The organism is Streptacidiphilus sp. PB12-B1b, from assembly GCF_014084125.1.
In the GTDB taxonomy this organism is placed as follows: domain Bacteria; phylum Actinomycetota; class Actinomycetes; order Streptomycetales; family Streptomycetaceae; genus Streptacidiphilus.
On record NZ_CP048405.1, the window covers coordinates 2,559,614 to 2,578,387 of the forward strand.

The 18,774-nt window shown below is 73.4% G+C and carries 15 protein-coding genes and 1 riboswitch; of the genes, 10 read left to right on the forward strand and 5 right to left on the reverse strand.

Features of this window, described 5'->3' with window-relative positions; genetic code table 11:
• Window positions 1-19: 19 nt before the first annotated feature.
• From GXW83_RS11580 to GXW83_RS11610, 7 genes are all read left to right on the forward strand, one after another.
• Entirely contained in the window at window positions 20-2,521 is a 2,502-nt protein-coding gene (locus GXW83_RS11580; RefSeq protein WP_182442996.1) for a mannose-1-phosphate guanyltransferase, read from the forward strand.
• Between the two features lie 593 nt (window positions 2,522-3,114).
• Complete coding sequence (locus GXW83_RS11585) at window positions 3,115-3,945, forward strand: FHA domain-containing protein (protein ID WP_370466640.1); 831 nt, start codon at window positions 3,115-3,117, stop codon at window positions 3,943-3,945.
• Window positions 3,946-3,972: 27 nt separating this feature from the next.
• Entirely contained in the window at window positions 3,973-4,755 is a 783-nt protein-coding gene (locus GXW83_RS11590) for a MerR family transcriptional regulator (protein WP_225446912.1), read from the forward strand.
• A gap of 106 nt (window positions 4,756-4,861) precedes the next feature.
• A complete protein-coding gene (locus GXW83_RS11595; protein WP_182442997.1) occupies window positions 4,862-5,335 on the forward strand; it encodes a bifunctional nuclease family protein in 474 nt (157 codons plus the stop codon).
• A gap of 200 nt (window positions 5,336-5,535) precedes the next feature.
• Window positions 5,536-6,240, forward strand: coding sequence for a MerR family transcriptional regulator (locus GXW83_RS11600; RefSeq protein WP_225446913.1), 705 nt, complete (start codon window positions 5,536-5,538; stop codon window positions 6,238-6,240).
• A gap of 49 nt (window positions 6,241-6,289) precedes the next feature.
• Window positions 6,290-6,997 (forward strand): vancomycin high temperature exclusion protein, encoded by a 708-nt coding sequence (locus GXW83_RS11605; protein ID WP_182442999.1) that lies wholly within the window; start codon window positions 6,290-6,292, stop codon window positions 6,995-6,997.
• A gap of 55 nt (window positions 6,998-7,052) precedes the next feature.
• A complete protein-coding gene (locus GXW83_RS11610) occupies window positions 7,053-8,561 on the forward strand; it encodes a DNA polymerase IV (protein WP_182443000.1) in 1,509 nt (502 codons plus the stop codon).
• Window positions 8,562-8,633: 72 nt separating this feature from the next.
• Here GXW83_RS11610 and GXW83_RS11615 read toward each other — a convergent pair whose 3' ends face one another.
• Window positions 8,634-10,109, reverse strand: a complete 1,476-nt coding sequence (locus GXW83_RS11615) for a PRC and DUF2382 domain-containing protein (RefSeq protein WP_182443001.1) — start codon at window positions 10,107-10,109, stop codon at window positions 8,634-8,636.
• Between the two features lie 197 nt (window positions 10,110-10,306).
• Window positions 10,307-10,398: riboswitch (glycine riboswitch) on the forward strand.
• A 199-nt stretch (window positions 10,399-10,597) separates the two neighbouring features.
• On the opposite strand from GXW83_RS11615, the gene gcvP reads away from it, so the two are divergent.
• Window positions 10,598-13,501: an aminomethyl-transferring glycine dehydrogenase gene (gene gcvP / locus GXW83_RS11620; protein ID WP_182443002.1), complete on the forward strand. Its 2,904-nt coding sequence runs from the start codon at window positions 10,598-10,600 to the stop codon at window positions 13,499-13,501.
• A gap of 105 nt (window positions 13,502-13,606) precedes the next feature.
• Here gcvP and GXW83_RS11625 read toward each other — a convergent pair whose 3' ends face one another.
• Together GXW83_RS11625 and GXW83_RS11630 are read right to left on the reverse strand one after the other, a co-directional pair.
• Window positions 13,607-13,798 carry a DUF5999 family protein gene (locus tag GXW83_RS11625; RefSeq protein WP_182443003.1) on the reverse strand — a complete coding sequence of 64 codons (192 nt, stop codon included), beginning with the start codon at window positions 13,796-13,798 and terminating at the stop codon, window positions 13,607-13,609.
• Between the two features lie 299 nt (window positions 13,799-14,097).
• Window positions 14,098-14,652 carry a hypothetical protein gene (locus GXW83_RS11630; protein WP_225446914.1) on the reverse strand — a complete coding sequence of 185 codons (555 nt, stop codon included), beginning with the start codon at window positions 14,650-14,652 and terminating at the stop codon, window positions 14,098-14,100.
• 454 nt (window positions 14,653-15,106) lie between these two features.
• Here GXW83_RS11630 and GXW83_RS11635 point away from each other — a divergent pair, with 454 nt between their 5' ends.
• Both GXW83_RS11635 and GXW83_RS11640 read left to right on the forward strand, forming a co-directional pair.
• Entirely contained in the window at window positions 15,107-16,633 is a 1,527-nt protein-coding gene (locus GXW83_RS11635) for a glutamate--cysteine ligase (protein ID WP_182443004.1), read from the forward strand.
• Between the two features lie 102 nt (window positions 16,634-16,735).
• Complete coding sequence (locus tag GXW83_RS11640; RefSeq protein WP_182443005.1) at window positions 16,736-17,521, forward strand: CPBP family intramembrane glutamic endopeptidase; 786 nt, start codon at window positions 16,736-16,738, stop codon at window positions 17,519-17,521.
• A gap of 66 nt (window positions 17,522-17,587) precedes the next feature.
• Here the strand turns inward: GXW83_RS11640 and GXW83_RS11645 are convergent, their stop codons facing one another.
• Both GXW83_RS11645 and GXW83_RS11650 read right to left on the reverse strand, forming a co-directional pair.
• On the reverse strand, window positions 17,588-18,436 hold the full coding sequence (locus tag GXW83_RS11645) for a PhzF family phenazine biosynthesis protein (RefSeq protein ID WP_182443006.1): 849 nt from the start codon (window positions 18,434-18,436) through the stop codon (window positions 17,588-17,590).
• A gap of 89 nt (window positions 18,437-18,525) precedes the next feature.
• Window positions 18,526-18,723 (reverse strand): CsbD family protein, encoded by a 198-nt coding sequence (locus tag GXW83_RS11650; protein ID WP_182443007.1) that lies wholly within the window; start codon window positions 18,721-18,723, stop codon window positions 18,526-18,528.
• Window positions 18,724-18,774: the final 51 nt, after the last annotated feature.

Consider the following 18,774-nt stretch of genomic DNA (forward strand, 5'->3'; position numbering starts at 1 on the left):
CGAGGAGGGTCCACCCGACATGAAGGCCGTTGTGATGGCCGGCGGCGAGGGCACGCGCCTTCGCCCCATGACATCGAGCATGCCCAAGCCCCTGCTGCCGGTCGTCAACAGACCGATCATGGAGCACGTACTACGCCTGCTGAAGCGGCACGGGCTGATCGACACCGTGGTGACCGTGCAGTTTCTCGCGTCGTTGGTCCGGAACTACTTCGGCGACGGCGAGGAACTGGGCATGAACCTCACCTACGCCAACGAGGAGACCCCGCTCGGCACGGCCGGCAGCGTGAAGAACGCCGAGGACGCGCTGAAGGACGACTCCTTCCTGGTCATCTCCGGTGACGCGCTCACGGACTTCGACCTCACCGAGCTGATGGAGTTCCACCGCTCCAAGGGCGCCATGGTCACCGTGTGCCTGACGCGGGTGCCCAACCCCCTGGAGTTCGGGATCACCATCCTCGACGACGAGGGCCGGGTGGAGCGGTTCCTGGAGAAGCCGACCTGGGGCCAGGTCTTCTCGGACACCGTGAACACGGGCATCTACGTGATGGAGCCGGAGGTCTTCGACTACGTCGCGGCCGACACCAGCGTCGACTGGTCCGGCGACGTCTTCCCGCAGCTGCTCAAGGAGGGCAAGCCGATCTACGGCTTCGTCGCCGAGGGCTACTGGGAGGACGTCGGCACCCACGAGAGCTATGTGAAGGCCCAGGCGGACGTCCTGGAGGGCAAGGTCGACGTCGACATCGACGGCTTCGAGATCTCCCCGGGCGTCTGGGTGGCCGAGGGCGCCGAGGTCGATCCGGAGGCGGTGCTGCGCGGCCCGCTCTACATCGGCGACTACGCCAAGGTCGAAGCCGGGGTGGAGCTGCGCGAGAACACCGTCCTGGGCAGCAACGTCGTCGTCAAGCGCGGCGCGTTCCTGCACCGGGCGATCGTCCACAGCAACGTCTACGTCGGGCCGCAGAGCAATCTGCGCGGCTGCGTGATCGGCAAGAACACCGACGTGATGCGGGCCGCCCGGATCGAGGACGGGGCGGTGATCGGCGACGAATGCCTGGTGGAGGAGGAGTCGATCATCGCGGGCAATGTCCGCGTGTACCCCTTCAAGACCATCGAGGCCGGCGCCTACATCAACACCTCGGTGATCTGGGAGTCCCGCGGCCAGGAGAAACTCTTCGGGGTACGCGGCGTCTCCGGGATCATCAACGTCGAGATCACACCGGAGCTGGCGGTGCGCCTCGCCGGGGCCTACGCCACCACGCTTCGCAAGGGCGCCACGGTCACCATCGCGCGTGACCACTCGCGTGGCGCCCGCGCGCTGAAGCGGGCCATGATCTCCGGCCTGCAGGCCAGCGCCATCGACGTGCGTGACCTGGAGAACGTGCCGATGCCGGTCGCCCGGCAGCAGACCGCCCGAGGCGGCAGCGCCGGCGGCATCATGCTGCGGACGACGCCGGGGATCCCGGACTCGCTCGACATCCTGTTCTTCGACGAGCGCGGCGCCGACCTCTCCCAGGCCGGTCAGCGCAAGCTCGACCGGGTGTACGCGCGGCAGGAGTACCGCCGGGCGTTCCCGGGCGAGATCGGCGACCTCACCTTCCCGGCCAGCGTCTTCGACTCCTACGCGGGCACCCTGCACCGCGCCGTGGACACCAGCGGCGTGGCCGAGGCGCAGTTGAAGGTCGTCATCGACGCCGCCCACGGCAGCGCCGGCATGCTGCTGCCGAGCATCCTCGGCCGGCTGGGCGTCGAGTCGCACACGGTCAACCAGGGCATGGACGAGGCCCGGCCGACCGAGACCCCGGAGGAGCGCCGGGCCGGGCTGATCCGGCTGGGCTCGCTGGTGGCCTCCTCCCGGGCGGCCTTCGGGGTGCGGTTCGACCCGGTGGGCGAGCGGGTGTCCTTCGTGGACGAGCGCGGCCACATCATCGAGGACGACCGGGCGCTGCTGGTGCTGCTGGACCTGGTGGCGGCCGAGGGCCGCAGCGGGCGGGTGGCGCTGCCGGTGACCACGACCCGTATCGCCGAGCAGGTCGCGGCGTACCACGGCACCCAGGTGACCTGGACGACGACCTCGCCCGACGATCTGACCAGGGCCGCCTCCGCCGAGGGCACCATCTTCGGCGGCGACGGGCGCGGCCGCTTCGTGATCCCCGAGTTCAGCGGGGTCTTCGACGGCGCGGCGGCCTTCGTCCGGCTGGTCGGGCTGGTGGCCCGGACCCAGCTGACGCTCAGCCAGATCGACGCGCGCATTCCGCGGGCGCATGTCCAGCGGCGCGACCTGGCCACGCCGTGGTCGGCGAAGGGCCTGGTGATGCGCTCGGTGGTCGAGGCCGCCGGCGACCGCCATGTCGACACCACCGACGGTGTCCGGGTCGTCGAGTCGGACGGCCGCTGGACGATGGTGGTGCCCGACCCGGCCGAGGCCGTCACCCACCTGTGGGCCGAGGGCCCGGACGACGCCTCCACGGAGGCCCTGCTGGACGAGTGGTCCCGGGTGGTGGAGTCGACCACGGAGACCTGACCCCTGCAGCCCGCCCCGCGCGGATCATCCTGCCACCTGTCGGACGGCTGCGGCCGTCACCTCTTCAGGGTGTGTTCGGCCACCCTGGAGCACCCCGGATCGGCTTTCTGCGGTCCGGTGGTGCACCCGGTCGTTCGGGTGGGTACGACGGATGGCAGGATGATTCGCGCAGGTCGGGAGCGGTGGGGACGAGGTGGCAGTGGTCAGCGGCAGGGGATCGGGACGGCCCGGGGCCGCCGCCCGCACCGGCGGGACGTGCCGCGTGGGCGTGCCCGCTTCCGCCGTTCGGACGGATATGCTGCGCACCACGTTGGTGGAACTGCGGAGGGCGGGGGTGGAGGCGGTTCGGATCGACCAGGTATGCGTGGGGCGGGACGGCCGGTCCGCGGCCGGGATCCCGACGCGTTCCGGAACCGCCGCGGTGCCCGGGTCCGTCTTGATCCAACGTGGCACTCCTGACTACGCTCACTCGGCGCAGCCATGACGGCCATCCGGGTCGGCGACGGCCCTGTCGACAAGTCTTCTCGTCCAACGTCCATGATGGCTTCACCCTGCCCCTGGGGCGGGTTCGTGTCACGCAAGGGGAATCGTCCGTGAGTCTCTTCTCGAAGCTGTTCGGCCGGAAGTCCCGTCAGGGAGCCGTCGAGGCGCCGACGGCCCGGCACCGCAGGGCGGACGAGGAGGGCTACGGCTCGGCCGTGCCCGAGATGCGCGCCCCCGCCCAGGGGGAGTCCTTCGCACCTGCGACCGAGCGCCCCCTGTTCCGCGAGGGCGTCCGACACGCTGACGGCACCGGTGGGGCGCGGATAGCACCCGAGGCGGTAGCCTCAACCTCTGGTGGAGGGTTCCCCGGCGATCCCTCGGTGCAGGCCCAGGTGGGTGATTCGGAGGCCACAGGCATGGCGGTGTGCAACCGGTGCGGGAGCAACAATCCTGAGGCGGCCCGGTTCTGCTCCTACTGCGGCGCGCCGCTGGGCGCTCGCGGCGCCGCCGAGCGTCCCTCGGAGCAGACGTCCACCATCTCCATCTCGGGGCTGGAGGCGTACGACCCCGAGGTCTCCCAGAACGTCCAGCCGACCATCTCCCCGGAGGCGCAGGCCGCCGTGGAGGCGCTGCCGCCGGGCTCGGCGCTGCTCGTGGTGCGCCGCGGCCCGAACTCGGGCAGCCGCTTTCTGCTGGACACCGAGGTCACCACGGCGGGGCGGCACCCCGAGAGTGACATCTTCCTGGACGACATCACCGTCTCGCGTCGGCATGTCGAGTTCCGCCGCACCCCGCAGGGGTTCACTGTGGCGGATGTCGGCAGCCTCAACGGCACGTACGTCAACCGTGAGCGCATCGACGAGGTGCCGCTGAGCACCGGCGACGAGGTCCAGATCGGCAAGTACCGCGTGGTGTTCTTCGAAAGCCGCCGCGGCTTCTGAGCAGCTGTGAGGAGCGTGTGAACCGAGGTGCAGACGCAGGCGGCAGGTAGGCAGTTGCTCAGCATCGGGGCGGTGCTGGACGTGTTGCGGGCGGAGTTCCCCGAGGTCACCATCTCCAAGATCCGCTTCCTGGAGGCGGAGCGGCTGGTGGAGCCGCAGCGGACGCCCTCGGGCTACCGCAAGTTCACCGCCGGGGACGTCGAGCGCCTGGCGCACGTGCTGCGGCTGCAGCGCGACCACTACCTGCCGCTCCGGGTCATCCGGGAGCACCTGGACGCCATGGACGCCGGTGAGGCGCCCCCGGCGATCCCCGGCCCGGACCAGCGGGCCTCGGTCGATCCCGGCGCCGAGGGCCGAGCCCTGGACGCCGGCCTGCCGTTGCCGGGCCAGGCCGCCGAGGGCGGCGACGGCACGGTCCTGACCGCCTCGGCGGTGCCCGGCCCCCGGCTGGGCCGGGCGGAGCTGATCGCGGCCGCCGGCATCGGCGAGCAGCAGCTGGCCGACTGGGAGTCCTACGGCCTGCTGGCCTGCGCCGGTGACGGAGGCTTCGATCCGGAGATGCTGCAGGTCGCCCGGCTGGTCTCGGAGCTGGGCAGGTTCGGTCTGGAGCCGAGGCACCTGCGGGCGGTCAAGGCCGCCGCCGACCGCGAGGTCGGGCTGGTGGAACAGGTGGTGGCGCCGCTGCGGCGGCACCGCAACCCGCAGACCCGGGCCCATGCGGCGGCCATGGCACGGGAGCTGGCGACGCTGTCGGTGCGGCTGCACGCCGCGCTGGTCCAGGCCGGGCTGCGGGCCAGGATCGGCGGCTGACCGCACCGCTCCCACGGCTTCCGCGCCGCCGTCCGCAGGGAGACCCGCGTCCGCGAGAACTCGTGAGAACTGGAGTATCGGGCCGCCGCACCCTAGGGTTGCAGGTGTGAACGAGCTAGACGTCGTGGGTGTCCGGGTGGAGATGCCCTCCAATCAGCCGATCGTCCTCCTGCGCGAGGTGGGCGGTGACCGCTACCTGCCCATCTGGATCGGGCCGGGGGAGGCCACCGCGATCGCCTTCGCCCAGCAGGGGATGACGCCGGTCCGGCCGCTCACGCACGACCTCTTCCGCAACGTCCTGGAGGCGGTCGGGCAGCAGCTCACCGCCGTGCGGATCACCGACCTGCGCGAGGGCATCTTCTACGCCGAGCTGGTCTTCGCCAGCGGCGTCGAGGTCAGCGCCCGCCCGTCGGACGCGATAGCGCTGGCGCTGCGCACCGGCACCCCGATCTACGGCAGCGACGGGGTCATGGACGAGGCCGGGATCGCCATCCCGGACGAGCAGGAGGACGAGGTCGAGCGGTTCCGGGAATTCCTGGACCAGATCTCGCCGGAGGACTTCGGCAGCAGCAACCAGTAGCGTCCCCCTGGCCATCCGGGCCCGCATACCCCGGCCGGGGTCACGCTAAACCACTCGTGGGGCTGACATCACCCGCCATGCCCAGCGTGGCGATCGTTGACGCACGTGCACCAACTGCCTACCGTCGGGTGTGGACGTCCTGGGTGCGGCTCTCCGCATCCCGCTCGGCGGCCCAGATGGACGAGTGGACGGAGGGCCGCGTGAGCAGCACCGGCGACAGAACAGCCGCGGGTGGCTCCTGCCCCCTCCATACCCCGGCTGCCCAGACCGTCGCGCAGCGGTCCGCGCGCGGCGGCTGGGAGGCGGTCGCGGTCAGGGCCCAGCCCATTCCGCAGCCCCGGGCGGGCCGGGAGCAGCTGCCGGCCGCGGCCGGTCAGGCCCCTGCGGCGGCCGCCGCGCCCGAGCCGACCTCGGTGCTGGTCGGCTACCGGGGCCCGACGGCCTGCGCCGCCGCCGGGATCACCTACCGGCAGCTCGACTACTGGGCCCGCACCGGTCTGGTCGAGCCCAGCGTCCGCGCCGCCCAGGGCTCCGGCACCCAGCGGCTGTACGCCTTCCGCGACGTGCTGGTGCTGAAGGTCGTCAAACGGCTGCTGGACGCCGGGGTGTCGCTGCAGAGCATCCGCGCCGCCGTCACCCATCTGGCCTCCTGCGACGCCGACGAGCTGCCCGGCATGACGCTGATGAGCGACGGCGCCACGGTCTACCAGTGCACCTCGCCGCACCAGGTGGTGGAGCTGCTGGAGGGCGGCCAGGGCGTGTTCGGCATCGCGCTCGGGGCCGCCTGGCGCGAGCTGGACGCCACCCTGCGCACCCTGCACGGCGAGCGCACCGACACCGGCGAGACCCTCCCCGGATACGACCCGCAGGACGAACTGGCCCGGCGCCGCAACCGCGCGGGCTGATCCGCGCGTCCGCAGGTCGTCAGGGGAGACGGCACGCGGGAGGTTCGGCATGCGGGCACGGGCGGGGTGGCGCGGTTGGCCGGGGCGGTCCGGGCGGAGGCTGGGCCGGGCGCTGCGCACCCGGCGCGGGCAGCGGCGGGCGGTCCAACTGCTCGCCGCACTGGCCGTACTGGCGCTGCTGCCGGCGACCTGGCTCCAGCTGAGCACCGACAGCCGGCTGCGGACGGTCGCCGACGCGCCGTCCGAGCCGGTGGTGGTGGTCTTCGGCGCGGGGCTCAACCCGGACGGCACGCCCAGCCCGTACCTGGCCGGCCGCCTGGACACGGCGCTGCAGCTGTACCGGCTGGGCAAGGCCAAGGCGTTCCTGGTCACCGGCGACAACGACCGCGCCGACTACGACGAGCCCGACGCCATGCGCACCTACCTGCTGCGGCACGGCGTCCCGGCCGACCGGGTGGTCCGCGACTATGCCGGGTTCCACACCTGGGACTCCTGCGACCGCGCCCGGCGCGTCTTCGGGGTGCGCAGCGCCCTGCTGGTGAGCCAGGAGTTCCACATCCGCCGGGCGGTGGCGCTGTGCCGCGCCGCCGGGATCGACGCCTACGGGGTGGGCGACCAGCAGGCGCACGACACCACCTGGTACTACGGCGGCGTACGCGAGCTCCCGGCCGCCGCCGAGGCGCTGTACGACGTGCTGGTCCGGCCCGACCCGACCTTCCTCGGCCCGCCGGTGACCGCGCTGGCGCGCTGGCGGTAGCCGCCGCCGGGCGCGGGCGCCGCCGGTTGTCGTACCCGTGCGCGATGATCGGCGTATGCGGTCCGTGCCGTCGATCCTGCACCTCGACATGGACGCCTTCTTCGCCGCGGTGGAGCAGGCGTCCAAGCCCAGTCTGCGCGGAAAACCCGTGGTCGTGGGCGGTCTGGGCGGGCGCGGGGTGGTCTCCACGGCCTCCTACGAGGCGCGGCGCTTCGGCGTGCACTCGGCGATGCCGATGGCGCAGGCCCGGCGGCTGTGCCCGAACGCCGCCTTCCTGGTGCCGCGCTTCGAGCTGTACCGGCAGGTCAGCGATGTCGTCATGGGTCTGCTCCGGGAGCTGTCGCCGCTGGTCGAGCCGCTCAGCGTGGACGAGGCGTTCGTCGACCTGGAGGCCGGGCCCTACGGGGAGCTGCTCCGGGCGGGCGGCCCGGCCGAGGGCGCGGAGCTGGTCCGGGCGGTCGGCGAGGACCTGCGCGCCGACATCCTGGCCGGGGTGGGGCTGACCGCCTCGGTGGGCCTGTCCGGCACCAAGTTCCTCGCCAAGATCGCCTCCGAGCAGGCCAAGCCGGACGGCCTGGTGCTGATCGAGCCGGGCCGCGAGCGCGAGGTTCTGGACGAGCTGCCGGTGCGGGCCCTGCCCGGCGTCGGCCCGGCCACTGCCGAGACGCTGCGCCGGATCGGCCTCACCCGGATCTCCGAGGTGGCCCGGACCTCGCAGGACGAGCTGGTGCGGCTGCTCGGACGGGCCCACGGCGCGGGGGTGCACGCGCTGGCGCTGGGCCGCGACGACCGCCCGGTGGTCGCCGACCGGGACGCCAAGTCGGTCTCGGTGGAGGACACCTTCGAGGTCGACCTGAACGACGCCGACCGCATTCGCTTCGAGCTGGACCGGCTCACCGAGCGCTGCGTGCGCAGGCTGCGGGCGGCCGGGCGGTCCGGGCGGACGGTGGTGGTCAAGGTCCGGCGCTTCGACTTCTCCACCCTGACCCGCTCGGAGACCCTGCCCGCCCCCACCGACGACCCGCTGGTGATCTCCGCCATGGCCCGCCGGCTGCTGGCCCAGGTGGCGCTGGCCGGCGGGGTGCGGCTGCTCGGCGTGGGCGTGTCCGGCCTGGCCGACTTCACCCAGGAGGACCTCTTCGCCCAGGCCCAGCGCGAGGCCGAGGGCGGTGCGGACACGGGCAGTGCGGAAGCGGACGGCCCGGAGACGGGCGGCGCCGGGGCGGGCCGGGACGGCGCGGCGGACGGCCGGGACGAGCAGGAGGCCGCCTACGGGGGGCCGTCCGCCCCGCGCGCCTTCCACCCGGGCGCGGCCCCGGCCCGCCGCTGGATGCCCGGCCAGGACGTCGAGCACGCCGAGCAGGGGCGGGGCTGGGTCCAGGGCAGTGGCGTGGGCCGGGTGACGGTGCGGTTCGAGGTCCCGTGGGGCGCGCCCGGGCGGGTCCGCACCTTCGCGGTCGAGGATCCGGCGCTCGCCCCGGCCACCGCGCTGCCGCTGGCGGGCACCCCCCGCACCGCCCCGCCAGCGGCCGACCGCGCCGCCCCCCGCGCCGCCGGCCGGTGAGGGCCGCTGGCCCCGGCACGGCGAAGCGCCCGGACGGCGGGGGCCGTCCGGGCGCTTCCCGGGTACCGCAGGTCAGGCGCCGATGGCGTGGCCGGTGTCGCCGGTGCGGGGGAAAGGCTCCGGGCGCATGGCGGTCGGCGCCGCCATGGACGGGGCCGTGCCCTGGCCGCCGCCCTGGGCCGACGAACCCTGCGCGGAGGAGCCCTGCGGGGAGGAGCCCTGGGACGATCCGGCCGGGTCGCCGGGCACGGCCGTCGGTCCGGCGACCCGGGTGCTGTCCTGCACCTGGATGTGCTCCCGGTGCAGTTCGTCCCGGACGATCTGCTCCTCGGTGAACCGCTCGGTCACCAGCCGGATCCGCTCCACCGGCACGACCGCCTTGCGGACGACCACCCGCTCCTCGTGCAGCGTCACCTCCTCGGTGGCCTCGGCGATCTCCTGGTCGGTCAGCTGGGCCCGCTCGTCCGCGCCCACCGGCACCCGCTCCACCCGGATGCGCTCGCGGACCACCGGCACCCGGCGCTCCACCTGCTCGGTGGTGACGTACTTGCGCAGCCGCGCGTGGCCGAGGACGCTCCACTCGGTCGAGATGTCCAGCCGCTCCTCCCGGCAGACGAACTCGATCGGCTCAGGCACCGGCGTACCGGCGACGTCGCCCGCGACGCCCTGCCCGCCCCGGGCGTCGGCCGACGACTCGGCGGCGCTGCGGCCCATCGGCGCCGCCGGGCGCGCGGCGGACCGGGCCGGCTCACCGCTGTCGGCAGCCGACGCGGCCGTCGAGGAAGCCGGGGAAGCCGGGGAAGCCAGGGAAGCCGCCGCGGCGGACGCGGCCATGGGCTGGGCGGCCGAACCGGCGGTGGTGGACGGCGCGGCCGTGGACGGGGCCGTGGCGGACGGGGTGGTCGGCCGGTCCGCGGACGGCGGCGACATGAACGCCGCGGTGCGGCCGCCCGCGGCGGCGGACGTGGTGGTCGGCATGGCCTGGGTGGTCTCGGCCGCCGGCTGCGCGCCCGCCCGGTCGGTCTGCTTGGAGAGGTCGGCCGCCGCCATGGCGCCGCCCGCCGCAGCCGCCGCGCCCGCCGCCGCCGTCCCCACTGCCGGAGCGCCGGGCTTCGCCGCAGCACCCGCGTCCCCGGTCCCGGTCCCGGTTCCGGCCCCGGTTCCGGCCCCGGCGGTCGCGGCGTTGCCGCCGCCCGAACCGGAACCGTTGCCGGTGCCGTCGTGGCCCACGCCCGCGGGCAGCTCCAGGCCGTAGTAGCGGTACAGCTGCAACTCCTGCGCGGGGGAGAGGTGCTGGCCGACACCGAAGTCAGGGGAGTCCTTCACCTGCGACTTCTCGTACGGCACGCGCAGCTCCTCGCTCACGAACTCGCTGGTCGTGAGCGGGACGAAGGCGTCGCGGCCGAACAGGCCGGTCCGTACGGCGGCCCACTCGGGCTCGCCGGTCGCGTCGTCGAGGTAGACCTCGTCGATGGTGCCGATCTTGTCGCCGTTGCGGTCCACAGCCTTGTGGCCGATCAGGTCCCTGGGGTCGATCTCGGTCTGCACGGCTCGTCCACTCCTTACGGCGGGGATGCATCCCCGCTCGCGCCCGCGCGCAGGGACAATATGGTCAAGTCATACAAAAGTCCACAAAGATCACATTGTCGAGTTCTGGCGCTCCGAGTGGGTGTGTCGCTGGGCCAACCGGGGCAGCAGGACCCCGGTGGGACGCGAGTCCGCGCTGGTAACCTGGCAGGGACCGATGAGTGCGCGCGGGAGAGTCCGCACGTCGAGGCGGCGCCGAAGGAGCAAATCCTCCCCGGAATCTCTCAGGCACCCGTACCGCGCGCGCTGGGTCACTCTGGAAAGCAGGATGGGAACGGGCGACCGGGACTGTCCTCACCGACGGTGAAAACCGGTGGAGCCGGACGGTCCGCACCCGCGGGCGGGCCCGGCGCCGCCGGTGAAGCTCTCAGGTACTCGATGACAGAGGGGGAGGTCGTCCCGGCGCATCCGCATGCGCCACTCGGGTCCGACCAGGAGGCCACCCCGCCATGACATCCCCGCTGACGACACCCCTCGCCGGGCTCGAGCAGTCCAGCCCGTTCGAGAACCGCCACATCGGCCCCGACACCGACGCCCAGGCGAAGATGCTGGCCCAGGTCGGCTACTCCACCCTGGACGAGCTGACCGCCGCCGCGGTGCCCGGGACGATCCGCAGCCTGGAGGCGCTGGACCTGCCGGCCGCCCGCTCCGAGGCCGAGGTGCTGGCCGAGCTGCGCTCGCTGGCCGGCCGCAACCAGGTGCTGCGCTCCATGATCGGCCTGGGCTACTACGGCACCTTCACCCCGCCGGTGATCCTGCGCAACGTCCTGGAAAACCCCTCCTGGTACACCGCGTACACGCCGTACCAGCCGGAGATCTCCCAGGGCCGGCTCGAGGCCCTGATCAACTTCCAGACCGTGGTCTCCGACCTGACCGGGCTGCCCACCGCCGGGGCCTCGCTGCTGGACGAGGGCACCGCCGCCGCCGAGGCGGTCGCGCTGGCCCGCCGCATGGGCAAGGTCAAGGGCGGGGTCTTCGTCATCGACGCCGACACCCTGCCGCAGACCGCCGCCGTGATCCACACCCGCGCCGTGCCGCAGGGCATCGAGACCGTCGTCGCCGACCTGTCGGAGGGCATTCCGGCCGAGATCGCCGAGCGCGGCGTCTTCGGCGTGCTGCTCCAGTACCCGGGCGCCTCCGGCGCGGTCCGCGACCTCAAGCCGGTCATCGAGCAGGCGCACGGCCTGGGCGCGGTCGTCACCGTCGCCGCCGACCTGCTTGCGCTGACGCTGCTCACCTCGCCCGGCGCGCTGGGCGCGGACATCGCCATCGGCACCACCCAGCGGTTCGGCGTCCCCATGGGCTTCGGCGGCCCGCACGCCGGCTACATGGCGGTGCGCACCGAGTACGCCCGCAGCCTGCCCGGACGCCTGGTCGGCGTCTCCGTCGACGCCGACGGCAACCGCGCCTACCGGCTGGCGCTGCAGACCCGCGAGCAGCACATCCGCCGCGAGAAGGCCACCAGCAACATCTGCACCGCCCAGGTGCTGCTGGCCGTCATGGCGTCCATGTACGCCGTCTACCACGGCCCGGACGGGCTGGCCGCGATCGCCGCCCGCACCCACCGCTACGCCGCCACCCTGGCCGAGGGCCTGCGCGCGGGCGGGGTCGAGATCGTCCACGACGCGTTCTTCGACACCGTCACCGCGCGCGTGCCCGGCCGGGCCGCCGCGGTCGTCGACGCCGCCCGGCTCACCGGGGTGAACCTGCGCCAGATCGACGCCGACCTGGTCTCCGCCGCCTGCGACGAGACCACCACCCGCGCCGACCTGCTCTCGGTCTGGACCGCCTTCGACGTCCCGGCCGCCGCCCAGGGCCCGGAGATCGACGCGCTGGACGCCGCCGCCGGGGCCCGGCTGCCCGAGGCGCTGCTGCGCACCGACGAGTTCCTGACCCACCCGGTGTTCCACACGCACCGCTCCGAGACCGGCATGCTGCGCTACCTGCGCTCGCTGGCCGACAAGGACTACGCGCTGGACCGGGGCATGATCCCGCTGGGTTCCTGCACCATGAAGCTCAACGCGACCACCGAGATGGAGCCGGTCACCTGGCCGGAGTTCGCCGACGTGCACCCCTTCGCCCCGCAGGAGCAGGCGGCGGGCTACCTGACGCTGATCCGCGAGCTGGAGCAGCGGCTGGCCGAGGTCACCGGCTACGACCAGGTCAGCATCCAGCCCAACGCCGGTTCGCAGGGCGAGCTGGCCGGCCTGCTCGCGGTCCGCGCCTACCACCTGGCCAACGGCGACACCCAGCGCGACGTCTGCCTGATCCCCTCCTCCGCGCACGGCACCAACGCCGCCAGCGCGGTCATGGCCGGCATGCGGGTGGTGGTGGTCAAGACCCTCGCCGACGGCGACGTGGACGTGGAGGACCTGGCCGCCAAGATCGCCCTCCACCGCGACCAGCTGTCGGTGCTGATGGTCACCTACCCCTCCACCCACGGCGTGTTCGAGGAGAACATCGGCGACATCTGCGCCGCCGTGCACGAGGCGGGCGGCCAGGTCTACGTGGACGGCGCCAACCTGAACGCCATGGTCGGGCTGGCCAAGCCGGGCAAGTTCGGCGGCGACGTCTCGCACCTGAACCTGCACAAGACCTTCTGCATCCCGCACGGCGGCGGCGGCCCCGGCGTCGGCCCGGTCGCGGTCCGCGCGCACCTCGCGCCGTACCTGCCGAACCACCCGCTGCAGCCCGCGGCCGGTCCGGAGACCGGTGTCGGCCCGATCTCGGCCGCGCCCTGGGGCTCGGCGGCGATCCTGCCGATCTCCTGGTCGTACGTGCGGCTGATGGGCGGCGAGGGCCTCAAGCGCGCCACCCAGGTGGCGGTGCTCAGCGCCAACTACATCGCCAAGCGGCTCGCGCCGTACTTCCCGGTGCTCTACACCGGCCCGGCCGGGCTGGTCGCGCACGAGTGCATCATCGACCTGCGTCCGCTGGCCAAGTCGGCGGGCGTGAGCGTGGACGACGTCGCCAAGCGCCTGATCGACTACGGCTTCCACGCGCCGACGATGTCGTTCCCGGTCGCCGGGACGCTGATGATCGAGCCCACCGAGAGCGAGGACCTCGGTGAGATCGACCGCTTCTGCGAGGCCATGATCGCCATCCGCGGCGAGATCGACCGGCTCGCCGCCGGTGAGTGGACGGCCGAGGACAACCCGCTGAGCAACGCCCCGCACACCGCGGCGCTGCTGGCGGGTGCCTGGGAGCACCCGTACACCCGGCAGGAGGCGGTCTTCCCGGCCGGGGTGAACCCGGCCGCCAAGTACTGGCCGCCGGTCCGCCGGATCGACGGCGCCTTCGGCGACCGCAACCTGGTCTGCTCCTGCCCGCCGCTGGACTCCTACGGGGAGTGACCTGCGGCCGTCACGTCATGCCGACGGGGCGCCGCCACCGGGAAGTCCTCCCGGCGGCGGCGCCCCGTCGGCGCGTGCCCCGGGCGTCGGCGTGCGCGCGGTGCGTCAGGCGGCTGCGGCGAGCGGGCGGTGCGGGGCGATCACCCGGCCGTCCGGGAGGATCTCGCCGGTGTCCTCGAACACCAGCACCCCGTTGCACAGCAGGCTCCAGCCCTGCTCGGGATGGCCGGCGACGACCACGGCGGCCTCCCGGTCGGGCGAGTCGGCTGACGGGCAGACAGGACTGTGCTGGCACATGCGCGTACCCTCGATTCGGAGTTGCGGTCACCGCGCGGTCCGCCGCGGAGGTGTGAACCACCCCCGAAGCGGGTAGAGGCTGATGCCGCCCGCGCTGGTCCCAGTGTCGACGTCCTGAGGCCCTCCCGCAGCCATTTGGTGACATGCGTCACGAGTCCGCAACCCGGACCACCCGTTCGGACCCCGGCAGGCAGCCGGGCATGCCGAAGTGACCATGCCACGCATGGTCACTTCGGATGGCTTCACCTGGTTCTTTCGGTCATTCCCTGGCCCCCGGATCGTCCGGCCGCCGCTCCCCGTCAGCTGGCCGCGGTCAGCAGGCTGCCGTTGCCGTTCGCCAGCAGCGCCAGCAACTCCTCGGCGTCGTGCGCCACATGGGCGGTCACCCCCAGCGGAGCCGGCGCCAGCGGGATCAGCAGGTCGCGGCTGCGGGCCGGATCGAGCACCGGGTGCAGCCACAGCGCCGTCATGTAGCGGCCGGGCACCGACAGCAGCCGCGGCACGTAGGGCGTGGGCGACACGGCGGTGTGGGCCCGGGCCTGGTGCAGCGCGCGCAGCGTGGAGGCCGGGTACGGGCCCTCGGCGAAGTACGCGAAGACGTGCCCGTCGGCGGTCTCGCGGGTCTCGGCCGCGGCGACCACCTCCTCGCCGTCGCGGATCAGGAAGCGCCAGCCGGTGCGCCGGGCCCCGGCCAGCAGGCCGTCGGGGGCGTGCGCCCCGCTCAGTGGGGCGACCGGCTGCGGAGTCACCGGGTCGAGCAGGTGGACCGGGAGGGCGTGCGCGGGCGCGAGCTGCCCGCGCCGGTGCCGCATGGCCGAGGTTCGCACCGCGCGGACAGCGGTGGGGGAGTCCAACGCGCTGAGGACGGCGCGCAGCGCGGCGGCAGGGGCTGGGGGAGCGACAGGGACATGTGTTCGCCTCTCGTGGCAGAGACAGGCGGTGCGGGAACGAGCTCAGGTACCGGCAACGCTGGGGGAGGTCGTCACTGGCCTGGGAGTTCTCAGTGAGTTCTCCGGAAGTTCGGGTGCACCCGGTCAGACCGCTGCGGACGGCCGGACCGTGCCCTGCGGCGCGAGGGCCTGCGGGCAGTGCATCTCGTACCTTCTTGCGAGTCTAACCGAACAAATGCGATGCGTGACTCTTCTACTACCGTCGGTATGCGGCCGCAAGGGATATTCCGGGCGGTTCGTAGGCGCAGGGGCGAGTTGGCACATGCCAGAACCCGGGATATCGATCTCCGGGGCTGGGCATGATGCACAGGCGGGTCCGGCCGGGCGGGCTGCGCCGACCGAGGGAGGGAATGCGCCCATGGGCGAGAAGGTCGTGGCGGGCAGCGCCGATCTTGCCGACCGTCAGCTGTACCGGAAGAAGGTGCGGCAGTGCCTGGAGGCGCTGGAGCACCTGTTGGCGGAGCGCCGCTTCGACCGGCCGCGGGCACGCATGGGGCTGGAGATAGAGCTGAACCTCGCGGACGACTCCGGCCACCCGGTGATGCTCAACGAACAGGTGCTGGCCGCCATCGCCAGCGGGGACTTCCAGACCGAGCTGGGCCGCTTCAACATCGAGGTCAACATCGCCCCGCACCAGCTGGACGGCCGGGTCTTCGAGGAGCTGCGCGAGGAGATCGACACCGGGCTGCGCTACGCCGACCGCAAGGCGCGCGAGTGCGGCGCCCGGCTGGTGACCGTCGGCATCCTGCCGACCCTGGCCGACGACCACGCCGTCCTCGACAACCTCTCCAGCGGCGACCGGTACCAGCTGCTGAACGACCGGATCCTGGCGGCCCGCGGGGAGGACATCGCGTTGGACATCGAGGGCGTCGAGCGGCTCCGGGTGGACGCCGTCTCCATCGTCGCCGAGGCCGCCTGCACCTCGCTGCAACTGCACCTGCAGGTCACCCCGGACCGCTTCGCCGGCGTCTGGAACGCCGCCCAGGCGATGACCGGTCCGCAGCTGGCGCTGGGCGCCAACTCGCCGTTCCTGTTCGGCCGGGAGCTGTGGCGGGAGACCCGGCCGATTCTGTTCGAGCAGGCGTGCGACACCCGTCCGGCCGAGTTGAAGGCCCAGGGCGTCCGCCCGATCACCTGGTTCGGCGAGCGCTGGATCGACTCGGTCACCGACCTCTTCGAGGAGAACCTGCGCTACTTCCCCTCGCTGCTGCCCATCTGCGACGACGAGGACCCGCTGAAGGTGCTCGCCGCCGGGGGCGTCCCGGCCCTGCGCGAGCTGCGGCTGCACAACGGCACCATCTACCGATGGAACCGGCCGGTGTACGACGTCGTCGACGGCGTGCCGCACCTGCGGGTGGAGAACCGGGCCCTGCCCGCCGGGCCGACCGTGGTGGACACCCTCGCCAACGCCGCCTTCTACTACGGGCTGGTCCGCTCGCTGGCCGAGCAGAGCCGGCCGGTGTGGACCCGGCTGCCCTTCGCGCTGGCGGCGGAGAACTTCCGCCTGGCCGCCCGGTACGGGCTGGACGCCGAGCTGTGGTGGCCGCGCGCCGGGCGCTTCGGGCCGCGCGGCCCGGGGGTGCGCGGCGGCGGCGGGGTCTCCCGGGTGCCGGTCCGCGAGCTGGTGCTGGAGGACTTACTGCCGCTGGCCCACCGGGGGCTGGACGCCTGGGGGGTGGAGCCGCACGACCGGGACCGCTACCTCGGCATCATCGAGCAGCGCTGCCTGCGCAACATGAACGGCGCGGCCTGGCAGAGCGCCGCCTACCACGACCGCCGGGACCGGCTCGGCATGGAGCGCACCCCCGCCCTGGCTGCGATGACCCGCCGCTACATGGAGCTGATGCGGACCGGGGAGCCGGTGCACACCTGGCCGGTGCGCTGACACCGGCCGGCACCCCTCCCGGGGCCCGGTGCGCTGGCCCGTGGCCCACAGGGCGCTGTGCGATGATCGTCCGAACATAGCGCCCGCGTGGGAGACACCCCAGTGACCACCACCCAGACCCTTCCGGCCCCGTCCGGGCTCAGCCGACGCCTGCTCGGACAGGAGACGCTGATCGTCCTCGGGCTGTCGCTCGGGGCCAGCGCGCTGTACGCCTACATCAGCTTCGTCAGCTCGCTGACCGCGCCCACGGCGCTGAAGACGCAGACCGCCAACCTCAACGGCTCGCTCGCCCCCGGCCGCCCCTGGGTCGACCTCAGCCTGCAGCTGTTCAACATCGGCACCGCGCTGGTGCCGGTGGCGCTGGTCGGCTACCTGCTGCTGCGCGAGGGCTCCTCCATCAGGGCGCTGGGCTTCGACCTGACCCGGCCGGGCTTCGACCTCAGCCGCGGACTGCTGGTCGCCGCCGGGATCGGCGGCTCCGGGCTGGCGCTCTACCTCGGCGCGCACGCGGCCGGGGTCAACCTCACCGTCGTCCCCAGCTCGCTGCCGGACGTGTGGTGGCGCATCCCGGTGCTGATCCTCTCCGCCGCGCAGAACGCGGTGGTCGAAGAGGTGATCGTGGTCGGCTACCTGACCCGCCGACTGGGCCAGTTGGGCTGGTCCTGGCCGGCGACGGTCGCGGCCAGTTCGCTGCTGCGCGGCTCCTACCACCTCTACCAGGGCGTGGGCGGCTTCGTCGGCAACGTGGTGATGGGCGTCATCTTCTGCCTGCTGTACCGGCGCTGGCGGCGGGTAGCCCCGCTCGCCGCCGCCCACACGCTGATCGACTCGGTGGCCTTCGTCGGCTACGTGCTGCTGGCCGGCCATGTGAGCTGGCTGCCCACCTGACCGGCCGGTCCGTACGCGGGCCGTGGCTCAGTTCCGCGCCTCAGCTCCGGGGCTCAGGGCTGCGGCTCAGGGCCGGGCGGCCGGGGCCAGCTCGCCATCCAGGACGGTCACCGCGCGGCCGGTGAGCAGCACCCGTTCGCCCGACAGCCGGGCCGCGACGCTGCCGCCGCGCGCCGACAGCTGGCGGCCCACCAGCTCGTCGCGGCCCAGCCGAGCGGCCCACAGCGGGGCCAGCGCGGTGTGCGCGCTGCCGGTCACCGGGTCCTCGCCGATGCCGGCGCCCGCGCCGAACCAGCGTGAGACGAAGTCGTAGCCGCCGCCGGGGGCCTCCGGGGCGGCGGTGACGATCACCCCGCGCAGGCCGGGCACGGCCTGCAGCGCGCGGTGGTCGGGGGCCAGCGTCCGGACGGTCTTCTCGTCGGCCAGCTCGACCAGCAGGTCGCCCAGCGCCCCGGTGTCGTATGCGGCCAGTACGGGTGCGCCGAGCGCGGCCGCGATCCCGTCCGGGACGTCGACCGGCCGCGGCGGGTTGGCCGGGAAGTCCAGGGTGATCGAGCCGTCCGCGGCGATCGAGGCGGTGAGCAGCCCGCTGCGGCTGCGGAAGCCCACCTCGCAGACGCCGCCGACCGGCTCGCCCAGCGCGCCGGTGCTGTGCAGCAGGTGCGCGGTGGCCAGGGTGGCGTGCCCGCACAGGTCGACCTCCAGGCTGGGGGTGAACCAGCGCAGCCCCCAGGTGCCCGGGCGCTCGTCCTGCGGCAGCGGCCGGACGAACGCGGTCTCGGACAGGTTGGCCTCGGCGGCCAGGCGCTGCATCCAGTCGTCCGAGGGCCAGGGGCCGGGGGGCAGCACCAGCACGGCGGCCGGGTTGCCCGCGTAGGGGCGGTCGGTGAAGGCGTCGACGATTCGTATCCGCATGGGCGGCAGCCTACGAGCTGCGGCGGCCGGGCGCAGGAGCGCCCGGCCGCCGGATCACCAGGCGCCCGGCCTGGTCCGTTCGGTGGTTCCTAGCGGTTCATCATGCCCTTGGCCCGGTCGGCGGCGCCCTTGGCCGCCCCCTTGGCCTTGTCGGCCGCCTGCGTGGCCTTGGCCTCCATCTGGTCGCCCTGGCCCTCGCCCTTGAGCCTGTCGTTGCCGGTGACGTCCCCGGCCTTCTCCTTGAGCTTCCCGGTGACGTCCTTGGCCTTGTTCGACATGTCGCTCATCGCAGACTCCGATTCCGTTGCGTTTCCGTTGGCGGGCCCGTCGTGGGCTCC